Below are 15,797 nucleotides of genomic sequence, written 5' to 3' on the forward strand. Positions count from 1 at the left end.
ATTTTACCGTGTCAATAGAGGCAAAATGCGAAATTGCAGACCGAAAGAAAATCGCGGCCGATGAAGGGGATTCGCCAGCTTGCCGAATACCTGGATATCTCGATCGGCACGGTCTCCCGTGCGCTGAACAGCAAGCCCGATGTCAATGAGGAAACCCGCCGGCGGGTGCTGGCGGCGGCCAAGGAACTCGGCTATGTCGCCAATCAGTCCGGGCGGAGCCTGAGGCAGGGGGAGACGAAGGTCATCGGGTTGATGATCGAATCCAGCAAGGAAACGGTCGAGAACGCCGACAACTTCTTCCTCGGCGTCACCAGCGGCCTGCAAAGCGTCTTTGCCCGCCACAAGCTCGACCTCATCATGCTGCCCTGCCCGAGCGACGAGGACCCGCACGAATATCTGAAGCGGATGGTGGCGCGGCGCATCGTCGATGCGATGATCATCTCGGACACGCAGCGCGTCGATCGGCGCATTGATTTTCTGTCGAGGGCGAAGATCCCCTTCGTCGCGCTCGGCCGCAGCCTTTCGGCCGGCAATTTTCCATGGATCGATCTCGATTTCGAGGGCGTGGCCGACCATGCCGTCGAGCGGCTGATCACGCTGGGTCACCGCCGGATCGCGATCACCGCGCCATCGAGCGAGGCCAACCTCGGCTATCTCTTTATCGACAGCTATCGCCGCGCGCTCGAGCGGCACGATATTCCCTTCGACCCCACGCTCGTCATTCGCATCAAGTCGAGTGAACAGGGCGGCTATCTGGCGGCCCATGAGCTGCTGCTGCTCGAAGAGCGGCCGACGGCGGTGATCTTGATCTACGAGCTGATGGCGATCGGCCTTTACCGCCGCCTGATGGAATCGGGCGTCATGCCCGGCCGCGACCTTGCGGTGATCGGCTTCCGCGACGCTCCGCGCGCACGGTTCCTGCAGCCCTCGCTCAGCTGCTTTCGAATGTCGCTCTACGATCTCGGCGTCGCGCTCGCCCGGATGCTTCTCGCCACCATGCCGGTCTATCGAGATTTCTATCCGGGAGGCGACCGCAACATCATCTGGCCCCTCGAACTGATGGCGGGCGAAAGCGACGCGTTTCGGGTTGAGGTCATGGCCTGAGCACTATTGGCTTGCTTCCGGAAAACAGAAGCGAGCCCCTTCATGTACCTGCTGCAAAGAACCGGTTCTCAGGCCGCGGCAATCCGAGATGTTCGCGCAGCGTCGTGCCCTCGTATTCGCTACGGAACAGGCCGCGGCGCTGCAGCTCGGGAACCAGCCGGTCGGTGACGTCGAGGAGACCCTGCGGCAGATAGGGGAAGACGACGTTGAAACCATCCGAGCCTTCCTCATCAAGCCAGCGTTCCATCTCGTCGGCGATGCTGGCCGGCGTGCCGACGAAGGCAAGGCCGGCATAGCCGCCAAAACGTTGCGCCAACTGACGCACCGTCAGATTTTCCTCCGCGGCAAGCTTCAGCACCTGTGCCCGGCCGGTCTTGCTGGCATTGGTGTCGGGAATATCGGCCGGTAGCGGCGCGTCGGGATCAAAGCCCGAAGCGTCATGGCCGAGCGCGATTGAAAGCGAGGCGATGGCGCTGTCGTAATGCACCAGACTGTCGAGCGTGGCGCGTTTGGCGCGCGCCTCCTCGATGCTGTCGCCGACGATGACGAAGGCGGCGGGCAGGATCTTCAGGTGGTCGCGGTTACGGCCGATGGCTTCCATGCGGCCCTTGATATCGGCATAAAGCGCCCTGCCCGCGGCAAGATCGCGCGGCGAACAGAAGACCATCTCGGCGGTTTCCGCGGCAAGCTGGCGGCCGGGGTCCGACTGGCCGGCCTGGACGATGACGGGCCAACCCTGCGGCGGCCGGGCGATATTGAGTGGCCCGCGCACGCTCAGTTCCTCGCCCTTGTGGCCCAGCACATGCATCTTTGCCGGATCGAAGAACAGGCCGCTTTCCCGATCGCGGATGAAGGCATCGTCGGCGAAGCTGTCCCAGAGCCCGGTGACCACGTCGTAGAATTCCCGGGCGCGATGATACCGCTCGCCATGCTCCACATGTTCGTCGAGGCCGAAATTGAGCGCGGCATCAGGGTTCGACGTCGTGACGATGTTCCAGCCGGCGCGGCCGCCGCTGATATGGTCGAGCGAGGCGAAACGCCGGGCAATGTGATAGGGCTCGTCGAAGGTGGTGGAGGCCGTGGCGACGAGGCCGATGCGCTCCGTCACCGCTGCCAGCGCCGAGAGCAGCGTAAAGGGCTCGAAGGAGGTCACGGTGTGGCTGCGCCTGAGCGCCTCGACCGGCATGTTGAGCACGGCAAGATGATCGGCCATGAAGAAGGCGTCGAATTTCGCCCGTTCCAGCGCCTGTGCGAAGGACTTCAGATGCGCGAAATTGAAATTGGCGTCGGGATAAGAACTGGGATAGCGCCAGGCGCCGGTATGCAGGCTGACGGGACGCATGAAGGCGCCGAGGCGCAACTGCCGTGGGGTCATGACTTTCCTCATGGATCGGGCAAGGCGGCCGCCTGCCCCGCATTGGGCGTTCTGTCTGGAGCCGCTGCGGCGACGCATCGGATATCGGTTACGTAGGAGGTCGGTGAAATCAAATCGAGGCCGGCGGTGGTAATTTCCGGCAGGAATTTCATTGCTTCTCCGACCCGCGTTTTCGCGCGAACGCCAGACCGGAAGCCTAATCGCGACCGCCGGAGGCTGATAAGCAAACACTTTTCATTTTCGATGACGTCTATAGAATTTATGCTCTTATCTCGACGCTCGATTTCTTTCACCGATATCATCGTCAGAAGTGGAGACATCGATGAACACCGTGCTAAGGCAAGCAGATCAGATCCGGCCCGTGGCCGACCGTATCGGCAGCGATGATGAGGCGATCGCCACCGCCCGCAGACTGGCGGCACAATTTGCCGCACGCGCCGCCGAGCGCGACGCCGAACGGATCCTGCCGTTTGGTGAACTCGATCTTCTCGCCCAGTCCGGCCTTCTGGCGATCACCGTACCGGCGCAATATGGCGGGCTTGACGTCTCCAACGCCGTGCTTGCCGAGGTCACCGCGATCTTGTCTGAGGCGGACGGTTCGATCGGCCAGATCCCGCAGAACCATTTCTATATTCTCGAGGCGCTCAGAACCGACGGCGGCGAGGAGCAGCAGCGCTATTTCTTCGGCCGCGTGCTGGCCGGCGACCGTTTCGGTAATGCGCTGTCCGAGCGCGGCACCAAGACGGTCGGCCACTACAACACGCGCATCACCCGCGACGGTCCGGGTTACCGGATCAACGGCCGCAAATTCTATTCGACCGGCGTCCTCTTCGCCGACTGGATCACCATCTTCGCGCTCGATCCGGAGGACCGGTTGACCATGGCCTTCGTGCCGAAGGGTACTGAAGGCGTCGAGATCGTCGACGACTGGGACGGTTTTGGCCAGCGCACCACCGGCAGCGGTACGACGATCCTCGACAATGTCTATGTCAGCGCCGATTCCGTGGTTTTCCATCACAAGGGCTTCGAGCGGCCGACGACGATCGGCTCCGTTGGTCAGATCATCCATGCCGGCGTCGATCTCGGTATTGCACGGGCGGCCTTTGCCGAAACGCTGGAGTTCGTCAGGACGAAATCACGCCCCTGGATGGATAGCGGCCTTGAGCGTGCCTCAGACGATCCGCTAACGATCGCCAAGGTTGGCCAGATCGCCATCCGGCTGGAAGCCGCAACGGCTCTGGTGGAGCGCGCCGGGCACAAGGTCGATGCCGCGCAGGTCGAGACGACGGAGGAAAAGGTGATCGCGGCCACGCTTGCAGTCGCTGCGGCGAAGGTACTGACGACCGAAGTGGCGCTCGAGGCCTCGAACACGCTTTTCGAGCTTGCCGGAACCTCGTCAGTACAAACAGGCCTCAACCTCGACCGCCACTGGCGCAATGCCCGCACCCATACGCTACACGATCCCGTGCGTTGGAAATATCACGTCGTTGGCAACTACCATTTGAACGGCGTAACGCCACCGAAGAATGGTGCGCTCTGAAACCTCCATTCCTACCAAGGAAAAGCCCCATTGCCGATGCCGGCAATGGGGCTTCGTTCTTCGATGGAAGAGTGGTCGCCTCAGCTGTAGAGGCTGACCTCCGGTATCTTGTCGTTCAGCACGAATTCGCCGACTTCCCTCGCCTTGTAGAAGACCGGGTCGTGCAGAGTATGGGTGCGGACATTGCGCCAGAAACGGTCGAAGCGGTATTTGTCGGCTGTTGAGCGTGCGCCCGTCAGCTCGAAGACGCGCGACGTGATGTCAAGCGAGACATGAGTGGCGTGGACTTTGGCGGCATAGGCTTCCGCCGCCGCGGCGCCGCGCTCGCGCTCGGTGACGTCGCGGCCGCGGGCAAGACCCGCCTGCACGGCGGCTGCGGCACTGTCGGCAAGGGCCGCCGAGGCCTTCAGCGCGGCAGTGAATTCGCCGACGCGTTCGAGGATATAAGGATCATCCGCCGCCCGCTCGACACCGGAGGTTATCCACGGCCGGGTCGTGTTGCGGACGTAATCGACGGCCGCGTGCAGCGCGCCTTCCGCGGTGCCGAGATAGAAATTAACGAAGACCAGCTGGATGAACGGCGTATTGAAGGTCGACAGCACCGGCGGTGCTGCGTCGGGTGCGGCGGGTACGCCGACGAAATCCTCCTCGTAAACGGGGAAATCATGAAATTCGACGCTACCGCTGTCTGACAGGCGCTGACCGATATTGTCCCAGTCGTCATTGGCGACGTAACCTTGACGATTGGTCGGCACGGCGAAACCGGCGATCTTGTCGTCGAGCGTCGCATTGGCATTGATGTAATCGGAGACCCGCGCTGCCGTGGAGAAGGACTTGCGTCCGTTCAGCACATAGCCGTTGCCGCGACGGGTGAGCACCAGCCCGGGATCGCGCGGATTGACGGCCGCACCCCAATAGAGGTTCCTGGCGACCGTATCGCTGCCCAGCGCATGGGCGCGTGCGGTATCAAGGGCCCAATAGATGTACTGGCTGTTGACATAGTGGTAGCCGAGCAGCTGGCCGATCGAGCTCTCGCCACGCGCGAGAATGCGCACCAGCCTCAGCCCGTCGACCCAATCGAGGCCACCGCCGCCGATCTCACGGGGATGCAGCGCATTGAGCAGGCCGGCATTCTTCAATTTGACGATTTCGCCAAGCGGCGGGCGGCCTTCGCGATCGAGGTCTGCGGCGCGCCCGGAAAGGTCGGCAGAGATATGCTGCGCACGGGCAAAGAGGTCTTCCCGCGTCGGGTTGCGGCTGGTTGCGAAGACGACATTGGACTGGCTCATAGGCGGAACTCCAATTCTCCAAAAAGATGATCCGGCGGGAGACGAGGCTCCCGCCGGAAGGATCGAGGGTGACCTCCTCAGAAAAGCTTGTCCGGAATCCAGTTGGCGGTCGCCGCATCGCTCGTGCTGAAGGCCGGGATCTTTTCGGCCAGCTCCTCGATCGTCTTGACACCGGCTGCGCGCAGGCTTTCCTGCGTCAGAAGGGTCGGCTTCACGGTGATTTGGTGGGGAACCGTCTGTCCGGCGATTTCGAGTGCTGCGGCGCGAATGGAGACGGCGCCGACGACGGCAGGATTGGTCGCCACGGTCGCGACCCAAGGGCTGCCTTCCTCGGTGATTTCCTGGATATCGGCCGTCGAGACGTCGGCCGAATAGATCTTGAGCTTGTTTGATATGCCGAGGTCGTTGGCGGCGAGCTTCACACCGCGGGCGAATTCGTCATAGGGGGCGAAGACGACCGATATATCGGGATTGGCGGTGAGCACGGCCTTTGCTTGATCGGCGGTCGAGGTCGCCGTCGTGTCGCTGACATTGCCGAAACGGGCCTTTTCGACCACGCCTTTATTGTCTGTCTTGAACTTGTCCCAGACCTCGTTGCGGCGGTCGAGCGGCGCAAAGCCCGCGACATAGACATAGCCGGCGTTGAAGCTGTTGCCGTTGTCCTTCACCACCTGTTCAAGCGCCAATGATGCAAGCTCGTGATCGCTCTGCTCCACCTGCGGAATCTTTGGGTTGTTGAGGTTGACGTCGAAGGCCACGACCTTGATGCCCTTGTCGAGCGCCTGCTGCACGACGTCGCCGAGCGATTCCGGCAGGCCGTGGTCGATGACGATGCCGGAGACACCGAGATTGATCGCCTGGAGGATCTGCTCGCGCTGCTCGGCGGCATCCTGCCGGCCGGGGAAGATGCGCAGGTCGATATCCAGCGCCTTGGCCTGGGCTTCAGCTCCCGCCTGGTAGGCCTGGAAGAAATCGCCGGCCGAGATGTAGCTGATTAGCGCTACTTTAACGCCGCCCTTGTCGAAGGGAGCGGGAGCACCGGATAAACCGTCGGCTTTTGCGCCTTGAATGAAAATGAACGGAATGACGGCGGCAGAGAGTGCGAGCCGTGCGAGGGATTTCATCGTCGCGTTCCTTCTAGCAAATCGGGGCGTCGTCTGACAGGTCTGGAAGCCCCTGCGACGCGTTGAATTATTAGATATAATCTCTATGTTTTTAGTAGAGTAAATGATCCGATTTTACCGGCTGCGGGAGATTCTTTGTTCCCTGAGCGTGGCTCGCAGCGGAAAGGCGTGCCTGGAGTTCGACCGCCCGGACAGGGCACACTCCGGCTTCGATTACAGTCCCGGACCTTTGTCGATGCCGCTTCTTCACATTGAAAATATCACCCGCAGTTTCGGGTCGACGCGGGCGCTTGCCGGCGCTGATTTTTCTATGGAACGCGGCGAGATCGTGGCGCTGATGGGCGCAAACGGCGCAGGCAAATCGACGCTGGTCAAGATCCTTTCCGGCGTGCTTCCGGCCGATGGCGGCATGGTCAGCCTCGATGGCCGCGCCTTTGCGCCACGTAGCCCGGCCGAAGCGGCAAGGGCCGGTGTCGTCACGGTGCATCAATCGACGGATCTCGTCGGCGCGGCCGGTCTGACCGTTGCTGATGCCCTGCTGCTCAACCGGTTTGCCGATCGCAGCACACCCTTCTTCGTCTCGCGCGCCGGCATCCGCCGTGCCGCGCGGTCCATGCTCGATGCCGCCGGCTTCACCCTGCCGCTGGACCGCGATTTCGGTGACCTCACCAGCGCCGACCGGCAACTGGTGGCGATCGCCCGGGCGCTTGCCAACCGCGCCGACCTCCTCATCCTCGACGAGCCGACGGCAAGCCTTTCCGGAGAGGAAGGCCGCCGCCTCTTCGATATTCTGCTCGGCCTGCGCAAGCGCGGACTGGCGATCCTCTATATCTCGCACCGTACCGCCGACCTCGAAGCCATCGCCGACCGCGCGCTCGTCATGCGCGGCGGCCGTGTCGTCGGCACCTTCGCGCGGCCGATCGATTTTTCGAGCGCCATCGAGACGATGATCGGCCGCAGACTGGATGCGGCCCGGCCGGATGTGCGGCCTGCGACCGGACCAGTGATTTTCGAGATGCGCGATATCAGACTGCTCTCTGGGGCCGCCTCCTTCGATCTGTCATTGCATGAGGGCGAGGTGGTGGCGGTGACCGGTGTGCTCGGCGCCGGCAAGAGCCGGCTGCTATCGGCGATCTTCGGGGTAACGGCGCTTGCCGGCGGTGCGATGTTCCTCGGCGGTCGGCCCTACCGGCCGAAAGGTCCGGCCGAAGCGATTGCATCGGGTGTCGCCATGGCGGCCGAAGACCGTCATCGTTCCTCGCTGATGCCGCCGGCATGGCCCGGCCATTCGCTGTCGGCGACGATCAGCCTGCCGCATCTTGGCAAATGGTATCCGCACGGTTTCCTTGTCGGCGGCCGTGAGCGACGCGAGGCCGAACAGGCGATCACGCGTCTCGGCATCAAGGCCGCGGGTCCACTCGCCTCGATCTGGTCACTGTCGGGCGGCAACCAGCAGAAGGCGGTGATCGCCCGCTGGGAGGCGGAACCGAGCCGGCTGCTGCTGCTCGACGAACCCTTCCAGGGTGTCGACGTCGGCGCCCGTCACGACATCATCCGGGCAATTCGCGCCCGCACCGACCGGGCGACGCTGATCGCGACCTCCGACCCGGAGGAGGCCTATGAGGTGGCCGACCGCATCCTCGTGATCGACCACCACGTGTTGAGGCCTGCGGCAGACGGGGCCGCTCTTTCCTCTGCCATCCAGGGAATATCCGCATGACGACGATCGACGACGACACTCTTCCACAGGCAAGCGTCCGGCCGAGGGCCTCGCCGCAAGCCGATAACGGCCGTCTCGCCGCCCTCGGGGCGTTCCTGCGTGCGGGCGCGGTGTTCATCCTGCTGGCGCTGCTCATCGTCGGCTTCACCATTGCCCAACCCGCCTTCATCAATATCGCCAATCTGATGAGCATCCTGCAGGCGGTGTCCGTCGTCGCCATCCTCGGCGCCGGCGTCACCGTCACACTGGCTGTCGGCGGTTTCGACCTGTCGATCGGCGCGGTCGCCGCATCGAGCGTGATGGCGGCGAGTTACGCGATGATCGTCTGGGGCCTTGATGCCTATGCGACGGTGCCGCTGGTGCTCGCCTTTGGCGCCCTGATCGGCCTCGTCAACGCCTACATCATCGTGCGCCTGAAGGTGCCGGATCTCTTGGCGACGCTGGCGATGATGTTTCTGCTTTCCGGCCTGCAGCTGATCCCGACCGCCGGCCGGTCGATTTCGGCCGGCCTCACTTTGCCCGACGGCTCGAAGGCGACCGGCGCCTACGACCCCGCCTTTTTGCTGATCGGCCGCTACAGCATCCTCGGCACCCTGCCCGTTTCGGTGGTGCTGATGGCGGTGGTCGCCATCGCACTCTTCATTCTCACCGAACGCACCCGCATCGGCCGGCTATTGTTTGCGACCGGCGGCAACGAGGTCGCCACCCGGCTTGCCGGCGCCTCGACGGCGCGGCTGAAGACGCTCGCCTATGTCCTATCGGGCACGCTGGCATCGCTCGGCGGCATTGTCATCGCCGCCCGCGTCGGGCGTGGTGATATCTCGTCCGGCGGCTCGCTGCTGATGGATTCGGTCGCTGCCGCATTGATCGGCTTTGCCGTCTTCAACCTGCGGCGTCCAAACGTGCTTGGCACCATTGCCGGCGCGGTCTTCGTCGGCGTGCTGCTGAACGGCCTCACCATGCTGAACGCCCCTTACTACACCCAGGATTTCGTCAAGGGCGCCGTGCTCGTCGGAGCCTTAGCGCTGACCTACGGCCTCGGCCGCAGCAATCCCTAATTCCAAGGAAGAAAACATGACCCGCGAAATCAGGCTGAACGCCTTCGACATGAATTGCGTCGGACACCAGTCGCCGGGGCTCTGGCGCCATCCGCGCGACAAGTCCTGGACCTATAAAGATCTCGACTACTGGGTGCATCTGGCAAAGACGCTGGAGCGCGGCAAGTTCGATGGGCTGTTCATCGCCGACGTGCTCGGTGTCTACGATGTGCTGAACGGCAATGTCGATGCCGCACTTCGCCATTCGGCGCAGGTGCCGGTCAATGATCCGCTGCAACTGATCCCAACCATGGCCTACGAGACCGAGCATCTTGGCTTCGGCCTCACGGCGTCGCTCTCCTTCGAGCACCCCTACACCTTCGCCCGCCGCATATCGACGCTCGACCATCTGACCAAGGGGCGCGTCGGCTGGAATATCGTCACCTCCTATCTCAACAGCGGCGCGCTCAATATCGGCCAGCCGGCGCAGACGAAGCATGATGACCGATACGACCTCGCCGAGGAATATCTCGAGGTCTGCTACAAGCTCTGGGAGGGAAGCTGGGAGGATGGCGCCGTCGTCCGCGACCGGGAAAGCGGTATCTTCACCCATCCTGACAAGGTCCACCCGATCCGCCATGCCGGCAAGCATTTCAACGTGCCCGGTATTCACTTGAGCGAGCCCTCGCCGCAGCGCACGCCAGTGCTCTATCAGGCCGGTGCTTCCAGCCGCGGCAAGGATTTCGCCGGCGCCCATGCCGAGTGCATCTTCGTCGCGTCGCCGTCGAAGCCTGTGCTGAAGCGTTATGTCGCCAATGTCCGCGAGGCGGCCGAACGGATCGGCCGCAACCCGCGCGAAATCCTTGCCTTCAACCTGCAGACCGTGATCCTCGGCGAAACGGATGCGGAGGCGCAGCGGAAGTTCAACGAATACCGCAAATACGCCTCCTTCGAGGGCGCGCTGACGCTGATCTCCGGCTGGACCGGCATCGATTTCGGCCAGTTCGGACCGGACGAGGTGCTGCGCCACCGCCATACCAATGCGGTGCAATCGGCCGTCGAAACCTTCACGACAATCGATCCCACCAAGGAATGGACAGTGCGCGAAATGGCCGATTGGGTCGGCATCGGCGGTTTCGGCCCTGTTTTCGTCGGCTCACCGCAAACGGTCGCCGATCTGATGCAGGAATGGATCGAGGATACCGATGTCGACGGCTTCAACCTCGCCTATGCCGTGACGCCCGAGAGTTTCGAGGATGCCGTCGATCTGCTGGTGCCGGAACTGCAAAAGCGCGGCGTCTACAAGACCGACTACGCCAAGGGGACGTTGCGGGAAAAGCTTGGGGGAGCGGGGCCGCGCCTTGTCGCGCCGCATCCGGGTGCTGCCTATCGTAATCTGGCGGGAGAACCGGTCAGGCTTGCCGCCGGCGGCTGACCGGCAGTGATTGCTCGGGCGAATGCGCACAGGGCAGAAAAATATCTCGCCCGGCTTGCGCATTTGAATTTAATATCCGTCGCAATGATCTTTTCGCTTCGAATATAGTCTGGCGAATTGTTCACCGACCAGGAGGGGTCATGACCGTATCATCTATCTCGCGGCGCACGCTGATGAAGGGCACTGCCCTGCTGCTTGCTTCGACGGCGCTCGCCCGACAGGCGCTTGCGCAAGCTGCTCCCGCCGGCGGCCGGCTGATCGTTGCGGCCGATTCCGAGCCGAAGAACCTCAATCCTGCGATCGTCGCCTCGAACGGCGTCTTCTTCGTCGCAAGCAAGGTGATCGAGCCGCTGGCCGAAGCGTCGTTCGACGGCAAGGACGGGCTTGCGCCGCGCCTTGCCACCTCCTGGGAGGGCTCGGATGACGGCCTCTCCGTCACCTTCAAGCTGCGCGACGGCGTCACCTGGCACGACGGCAAGCCGTTCACCTCAGTCGATGTCGCCTTCTCCGCGCTCAATATCTGGAAGCCGCTGCAGAATCTCGGCCGCCTGGTCTTCGCCAATCTCGAAGCCGTCGACACGCCCGACGATTACACCGCCATCTTCCGCTTCTCCAAGCCAACGCCGTTCCAATTGATCCGCAACGCGCTGCCTGTCGTCACCAGCGTCGTCGCCAAGCACATCTTCGACGGCACCGACATCGCCACCAACCCGGCCAACAACACGCTAATCGGCACCGGCCCGTTCAAGTTCGCCGAACACAAGCCTGGCGAATATTACCGGCTGGCGCGCAACGAGAATTATTGGGACAAGGACCAGCCGAAACTCGATGAGATCGTCTTCCGCGTGCTGCCCGATCGCGAAGCGGCGGGTTCGGCGCTCGAAGCCGAGGAAATCCAGCTTGCCGCCTTCTCGGCGGTGCCGCTGGCCGATCTCGACCGCATCTCGAAGGTCGCCGGCATCAAGGTGATTTCGAAGGGCTATGAGGCTTTGACCTATCAGCTCGTCGTCGAGATCAATCACCGCCGCAAGGAGTTGGCCGACCTCAGGGTCCGTCAGGCGATCGCGCAGGCGATCGACAAGAAATTCGTGGTCGACACGATCTTCCTCGGTTACGCCGCCGCCGCGACCGGCCCGGTGCCGAAGAATGCGCTGCAGTTTTATACGCCGGATGTCGCGGCCTATGATTTCAATCCGGCTGCGGCCAACGACATTCTCGACAAGGCCGGATATAAGCAGGGCCCTGATGGCAACCGCTTTACGCTGAAGCTCCGCCCCGCGCCCTATTTCAACGAGACCCGCCAGTTCGGCGATTATCTTCGCCAGGCGCTGGCCGTGATCGGCATCAATGCCGAGATCGTCAATGCCGATGCGGCCGCACACCAGAAGGCTGTTTATACCGACCACGACTTCGACCTCGCCGTCGGCCCACCGGTTTTCCGCGGCGATCCGGCGATCTCCACCACCATTCTCGTCCAGTCCGGCACCCCAGCCGGCGTGCCCTTTTCCAACCAGGGCGGCTACGTCAATCCGGAGCTCGACAAGATCATCAAGCAGGCCTCCGAAACCGTCGACACGGCGGCGCGCACCGATCTCTACCGCAAGTTCCAGCAGCTCGTCGTCGCTGACCTGCCGCTGATCAACGTCGCGGAATGGGGCTTCATAACCGTTGCGCGCGACACCGTGCTTAACGTCTCGAACAATCCGCGCTGGGCCGTCTCGAACTGGGGCGATACCGCGCTGCAATCGTGATAGGATCGGCGGCAATTCCCTTCCAGAGGCCCTGTCAGGCGTGAAACGAGCCATCATCCTCCTGAGGCGCAGGGCGATCAGTAGTATTCCGGTGCTGCTGATCGTGGTGATCTTCACCTTTTTCTTGCTTGAGTCAGCCTCGGGCGATGCGGTCGACGCCTATCTCGGCTCGATCGGCGGCGGCGATGCGGCACTTAGGCAGTCGCTGCGCGAGAGTTACGGTCTCGACCAGTCCATGCTTGCGCGCCTCTGGCTCTATCTCTCATCGCTGGCGCGGCTCAATCTCGGCTGGTCGGTCGCCTTCGGCCGGCCGGTTGGCGCGCTTATTGCCGAGCGCCTGCCCAATACGCTGCTCCTGATGGGCAGCGCCACCGCGCTCTCCTTCGGCCTCGGCTCGGCGCTGGGCATTCTTGCCGGCGCGCGGCCGGGCAGCATGCGCGATCGGCTGCTGTCGATCGGTTCGCTGATCGTCTATGCCATTCCAAGCTTCTGGCTCGGCCTGGTTCTGAGTATCGCCTTTTCGGTGAAGCTGCGCTGGTTTCCGATCGCCGGCGTCGAGACGATCGCTTCCGGCAAGACAGGATTTTCGCGCGCGCTCGATATCGCCGATCATCTCGTTCTGCCGGTCGGCGCGCTCGCCCTGATCTATCTCGCCTTGTTCCTGCGGGTGATGCGCAGCGGCATGGTCGAGGCGTGGAAGCTCGATTTCGTGCTCTTCGCCCGCGCCAAGGGCCTGTCGCGGAGCCGGATCGTGCTGCGCCACGTGGCGCGCAATGCGCTGCTGCCGCTCGTCACCATGCTCGGACTGCAATCGGCGGCGATGCTCGGCGGCAGCGTGGTGATCGAGAGCGTCTTTGCGATCCCGGGTTTCGGGCGTCTGGCGCAAGAGGCGGTCAATGGCCGCGACGCGCCGCTGTTGATGGGCATCGTCGTCACCAGCGCCGTCCTCGTCATTTCCGTCAATTTCCTCGTCGATCTCGTCTATGCAGCACTCGACCCGCGCATCGTCGCTTCGGAGGGCGGCACATGAGCCGCCTGCTGCGCACGCCGGAAGGCGTGATCGGGCTTGTGATCCTTCTCGTCCTGCTTTCGGCCGGGCTGCTCGCCCCTATCCTTTCACCGGGCGATCCACTGAAGATTGCCGGCCGTGCGCTGCTGACGCCCTTCACCGATCCGGCTTTTCCGCTCGGCACCGACCGGCTCGGCCGCGACGTGCTGGCGGGCCTGCTTTATGGCGCGCGGACCTCGCTGGCCGTTGGCCTTGCGGCAGCGTTTTCGGCCATGGTGCTTGGGCTCTGCGTCGGCATGGCCGCCGGTTTTGCCGGCGGGCTCGTCGACGAAGCGCTGATGCGCGTGGTCGACGCCTTCCAGATCGTGCCGGCTTTTCTGCTTGCCCTTGCCTTCGTCAGCACCATCGGCGTCTCGACGCCTGTCGTCGTCATTGCCATTGCGCTCGGCACCTGGGCCGATCCGGCGCGGCTGACGCGAGCGCAGGTGCTTGCCATCCGCGAGCAGGATTACGTCGCCTCGGCAAGGGTGATCGGCATGCATCCGGCCGAGATCGCCTTCCGGGAAATCCTGCCGAACGCGCTGCCGCCGGTGCTGGCGCTCTCCGCCACCATCGTCGCCGGCGCGATCCTCACCGAGGCAGCGCTGTCCTTCCTTGGCCTCGGCAACCCCAATATCGCCACCTGGGGTTCGATGATCGCCGAGGGCCGCAGCGTGCTGCGCTCGGCATCCTATCTCTCCGTCATACCGGGCGCGGCGCTCGCCATCACCGTGCTCGGCGTCCATCTCTTCAGCGAGGGTCTCGGCAAGGCGCTCGGCGATAACGATGCGAGGGCGGCATGAGCGGCATCTTCTGCAGCCTGCGGCAGCTTTCAGTCACCTATGGGCGCGGCGCTGCTGCCGCGCTCGACAGTGTCGATCTCGATATCGCCGCCGGCGAAAGGCTGGCGATCATCGGCGAAAGCGGCTCCGGCAAGAGCACGCTCGCCCGCGCGCTTGCAGGCCTGCTGCCGGAGGGCGCTAAGGTCCGGGGCGAGATGCTCTGGCCTGCACTTGGCCATCCGCCTCGTCCCGGCCGCGATTTCGGCTTCGTCTTCCAGGATCCGGGCTCCAGCCTCAATCCCGTCCTGACGATCGGCGAGCAGATCGCCGAGGGCGCCAGGCGCCACCTCGGCCTCAGCTGGAAACAGGCCTATGCCAGGGCCGAAGAATTACTCGAGCGGGTACGGATACCGCAGCCCGACAAGGCGATGCGGGCCTTTCCGCATCAGCTTTCCGGCGGCCAGCGCCAACGCGTGGCGATTGCGGCGGCCATTGCCGCGAGGCCTGCGCTGCTGATCGCCGACGAGGCGACCAGCGCGCTGGACGTCGTCGTCCAGGCCGAGATCGTCCGGCTGCTCGACGGGCTGGTGCGCGAGGATGGCATGACGCTTCTCTTCATCACCCATGACATCGCGCTGGTCTCCGGCTTCGTCGATCGCATCGCCGTCTTCCGCAATGCGAGGCTAGTCGAGGAGGGCCCCGTCCGTTCGGTGCTTTCAGCGCCCAAGAGCGACTATACCGCCGCCCTCATCGCCAGCCATCGTGACCTCGCGACGCCGCCGCTGATCGCGGAGGAGCTACCATGAACGATGTGCTGCTTTCCGTCGAAAACCTGTCGAAAGGGTTTGCTTCTGCGGGCCGCCAGGTTGCCGCTCTCGACAATGTGTCGCTGACGATCGCGCCTGGGGAAACGCTCGGCCTCGTCGGCGCCTCCGGCAGCGGAAAATCGACGCTGTCGCGCATCCTGCTGCGGCTTGTTGCTGCCGATGCCGGCTCGATTCGCTTCGAGGGAGAGGATTGGCTCGCGCTGAATGGCGCGCCTTTACGCCGCCGGCGGGCGCGTATGCAGATGGTGTTTCAGGATCCGCTCGCCGCCTTCAATCCGTTGGCGAGCGTTAGTGCAGTGCTCGACGATCCGCTTCGCATCCACGGCGTCGCAAAAGACCGGCGCCCCGGCGAGATCGTCGATCTGCTAGAGCGTGTCGGCCTCACCGCCGATTATGCCGCCCGGCCGGTGCGTTCGCTCTCCGGCGGCCAGCGCCAGCGCGTGGCGATTGCGCGGGCGATTGCGACGCGGCCGTCGATGCTGGTGCTCGACGAGGCGGTCTCGGCGCTCGACGTCACCGTGCGTGGCAGGATCCTGGAGCTTCTGGTCGATCTGCAGAAAGAACAGGGCATTGCCTGTCTGTTCATTTCGCACGATCTGGCCGTGGTGCGCGCCGTTTCCCACCGCATCGCCGTTATCGATGGCGGACGGATCGTCGAGACCGGTCCGGCAGCGGCGGTCGTTGCCGCTCCGCAATCGGAGGCCGCCCGCGCGCTCGTGGGCGCCGTCCCCCGTCTCGTGACCGATCTTTGCTGAAGGAAGTATC

General features: G+C 63.7%; 14 protein-coding genes. 10 read left to right on the top strand and 4 right to left on the bottom strand.

Annotated elements, in window-relative coordinates; translation table 11 throughout:
• The first annotated feature begins 60 nt into the window (after window positions 1-60).
• On the top strand, window positions 61-1,104 hold the full coding sequence (locus AC25BC_RS33995; RefSeq protein ID WP_026157695.1) for a substrate-binding domain-containing protein: 1,044 nt from the start codon (window positions 61-63) through the stop codon (window positions 1,102-1,104).
• Between the two features lie 40 nt (window positions 1,105-1,144).
• Here AC25BC_RS33995 and AC25BC_RS34000 read toward each other — a convergent pair whose 3' ends face one another.
• Complete coding sequence (locus AC25BC_RS34000) at window positions 1,145-2,479, bottom strand: LLM class flavin-dependent oxidoreductase (RefSeq protein ID WP_128440135.1); 1,335 nt, start codon at window positions 2,477-2,479, stop codon at window positions 1,145-1,147.
• A gap of 8 nt (window positions 2,480-2,487) precedes the next feature.
• Window positions 2,488-2,631: a hypothetical protein gene (locus AC25BC_RS34005; RefSeq protein ID WP_017997197.1), complete on the bottom strand. Its 144-nt coding sequence runs from the start codon at window positions 2,629-2,631 to the stop codon at window positions 2,488-2,490.
• A gap of 170 nt (window positions 2,632-2,801) precedes the next feature.
• Between AC25BC_RS34005 and AC25BC_RS34010 the strand changes: the two genes are divergently transcribed.
• Window positions 2,802-4,019, top strand: coding sequence for an SfnB family sulfur acquisition oxidoreductase (locus tag AC25BC_RS34010; protein ID WP_113545354.1), 1,218 nt, complete (start codon window positions 2,802-2,804; stop codon window positions 4,017-4,019).
• Between the two features lie 80 nt (window positions 4,020-4,099).
• Here AC25BC_RS34010 and AC25BC_RS34015 read toward each other — a convergent pair whose 3' ends face one another.
• Together AC25BC_RS34015 and AC25BC_RS34020 are read right to left on the bottom strand one after the other, a co-directional pair.
• Window positions 4,100-5,308, bottom strand: coding sequence for an acyl-CoA dehydrogenase family protein (locus AC25BC_RS34015; RefSeq protein ID WP_113545353.1), 1,209 nt, complete (start codon window positions 5,306-5,308; stop codon window positions 4,100-4,102).
• Between the two features lie 77 nt (window positions 5,309-5,385).
• Window positions 5,386-6,432, bottom strand: a complete 1,047-nt coding sequence (locus tag AC25BC_RS34020; protein ID WP_017997200.1) for a substrate-binding domain-containing protein — start codon at window positions 6,430-6,432, stop codon at window positions 5,386-5,388.
• Window positions 6,433-6,667: 235 nt separating this feature from the next.
• Here AC25BC_RS34020 and AC25BC_RS34025 point away from each other — a divergent pair, with 235 nt between their 5' ends.
• From AC25BC_RS34025 to AC25BC_RS34060, 8 genes are all read left to right on the top strand, one after another.
• Window positions 6,668-8,152, top strand: a complete 1,485-nt coding sequence (locus AC25BC_RS34025; protein ID WP_128440136.1) for a sugar ABC transporter ATP-binding protein — start codon at window positions 6,668-6,670, stop codon at window positions 8,150-8,152.
• A complete protein-coding gene (locus AC25BC_RS34030) occupies window positions 8,149-9,210 on the top strand; it encodes an ABC transporter permease (RefSeq protein WP_128440137.1) in 1,062 nt (353 codons plus the stop codon). The genes AC25BC_RS34025 and AC25BC_RS34030 overlap by 4 nt, the downstream gene beginning before the upstream one ends.
• A gap of 16 nt (window positions 9,211-9,226) precedes the next feature.
• Window positions 9,227-10,624 (top strand): LLM class flavin-dependent oxidoreductase, encoded by a 1,398-nt coding sequence (locus AC25BC_RS34035; protein ID WP_017997203.1) that lies wholly within the window; start codon window positions 9,227-9,229, stop codon window positions 10,622-10,624.
• A gap of 140 nt (window positions 10,625-10,764) precedes the next feature.
• Window positions 10,765-12,375, top strand: a complete 1,611-nt coding sequence (locus tag AC25BC_RS34040) for an ABC transporter substrate-binding protein (protein WP_017997204.1) — start codon at window positions 10,765-10,767, stop codon at window positions 12,373-12,375.
• 40 nt (window positions 12,376-12,415) lie between these two features.
• On the top strand, window positions 12,416-13,405 hold the full coding sequence (locus tag AC25BC_RS34045; RefSeq protein WP_128440138.1) for an ABC transporter permease: 990 nt from the start codon (window positions 12,416-12,418) through the stop codon (window positions 13,403-13,405).
• Window positions 13,402-14,226 carry an ABC transporter permease gene (locus AC25BC_RS34050; protein ID WP_017997206.1) on the top strand — a complete coding sequence of 275 codons (825 nt, stop codon included), beginning with the start codon at window positions 13,402-13,404 and terminating at the stop codon, window positions 14,224-14,226. Before AC25BC_RS34045 ends, AC25BC_RS34050 begins: the two co-directional genes overlap by 4 nt.
• Window positions 14,223-15,011 (top strand): ABC transporter ATP-binding protein, encoded by a 789-nt coding sequence (locus tag AC25BC_RS34055; RefSeq protein ID WP_128440139.1) that lies wholly within the window; start codon window positions 14,223-14,225, stop codon window positions 15,009-15,011. The genes AC25BC_RS34050 and AC25BC_RS34055 overlap by 4 nt, the downstream gene beginning before the upstream one ends.
• Window positions 15,008-15,787, top strand: coding sequence for an ABC transporter ATP-binding protein (locus AC25BC_RS34060; protein WP_017997208.1), 780 nt, complete (start codon window positions 15,008-15,010; stop codon window positions 15,785-15,787). The genes AC25BC_RS34055 and AC25BC_RS34060 overlap by 4 nt, the downstream gene beginning before the upstream one ends.
• The last annotated feature ends 10 nt before the right edge of the window (window positions 15,788-15,797 follow it).

The sequence above is a fragment of the Rhizobium sp. WSM409 genome, assembly GCF_057653825.1.

Coding starts and splice junctions, on each gene's coding strand:
- AC25BC_RS33995 (WP_026157695.1), top strand. CDS start 61: ATGAAGGGGATTCGCCAGCTTGCCGAATACCTGGATATCTCGATCGGC.
- AC25BC_RS34000 (WP_128440135.1), bottom strand. CDS start 2,479: ATGACCCCACGGCAGTTGCGCCTCGGCGCCTTCATGCGTCCCGTCAGC.
- AC25BC_RS34005 (WP_017997197.1), bottom strand. CDS start 2,631: ATGAAATTCCTGCCGGAAATTACCACCGCCGGCCTCGATTTGATTTCA.
- AC25BC_RS34010 (WP_113545354.1), top strand. CDS start 2,802: ATGAACACCGTGCTAAGGCAAGCAGATCAGATCCGGCCCGTGGCCGAC.
- AC25BC_RS34015 (WP_113545353.1), bottom strand. CDS start 5,308: ATGAGCCAGTCCAATGTCGTCTTCGCAACCAGCCGCAACCCGACGCGG.
- AC25BC_RS34020 (WP_017997200.1), bottom strand. CDS start 6,432: ATGAAATCCCTCGCACGGCTCGCACTCTCTGCCGCCGTCATTCCGTTC.
- AC25BC_RS34025 (WP_128440136.1), top strand. CDS start 6,668: ATGCCGCTTCTTCACATTGAAAATATCACCCGCAGTTTCGGGTCGACG.
- AC25BC_RS34030 (WP_128440137.1), top strand. CDS start 8,149: ATGACGACGATCGACGACGACACTCTTCCACAGGCAAGCGTCCGGCCG.
- AC25BC_RS34035 (WP_017997203.1), top strand. CDS start 9,227: ATGACCCGCGAAATCAGGCTGAACGCCTTCGACATGAATTGCGTCGGA.
- AC25BC_RS34040 (WP_017997204.1), top strand. CDS start 10,765: ATGACCGTATCATCTATCTCGCGGCGCACGCTGATGAAGGGCACTGCC.
- AC25BC_RS34050 (WP_017997206.1), top strand. CDS start 13,402: ATGAGCCGCCTGCTGCGCACGCCGGAAGGCGTGATCGGGCTTGTGATC.
- AC25BC_RS34055 (WP_128440139.1), top strand. CDS start 14,223: ATGAGCGGCATCTTCTGCAGCCTGCGGCAGCTTTCAGTCACCTATGGG.
- AC25BC_RS34060 (WP_017997208.1), top strand. CDS start 15,008: ATGAACGATGTGCTGCTTTCCGTCGAAAACCTGTCGAAAGGGTTTGCT.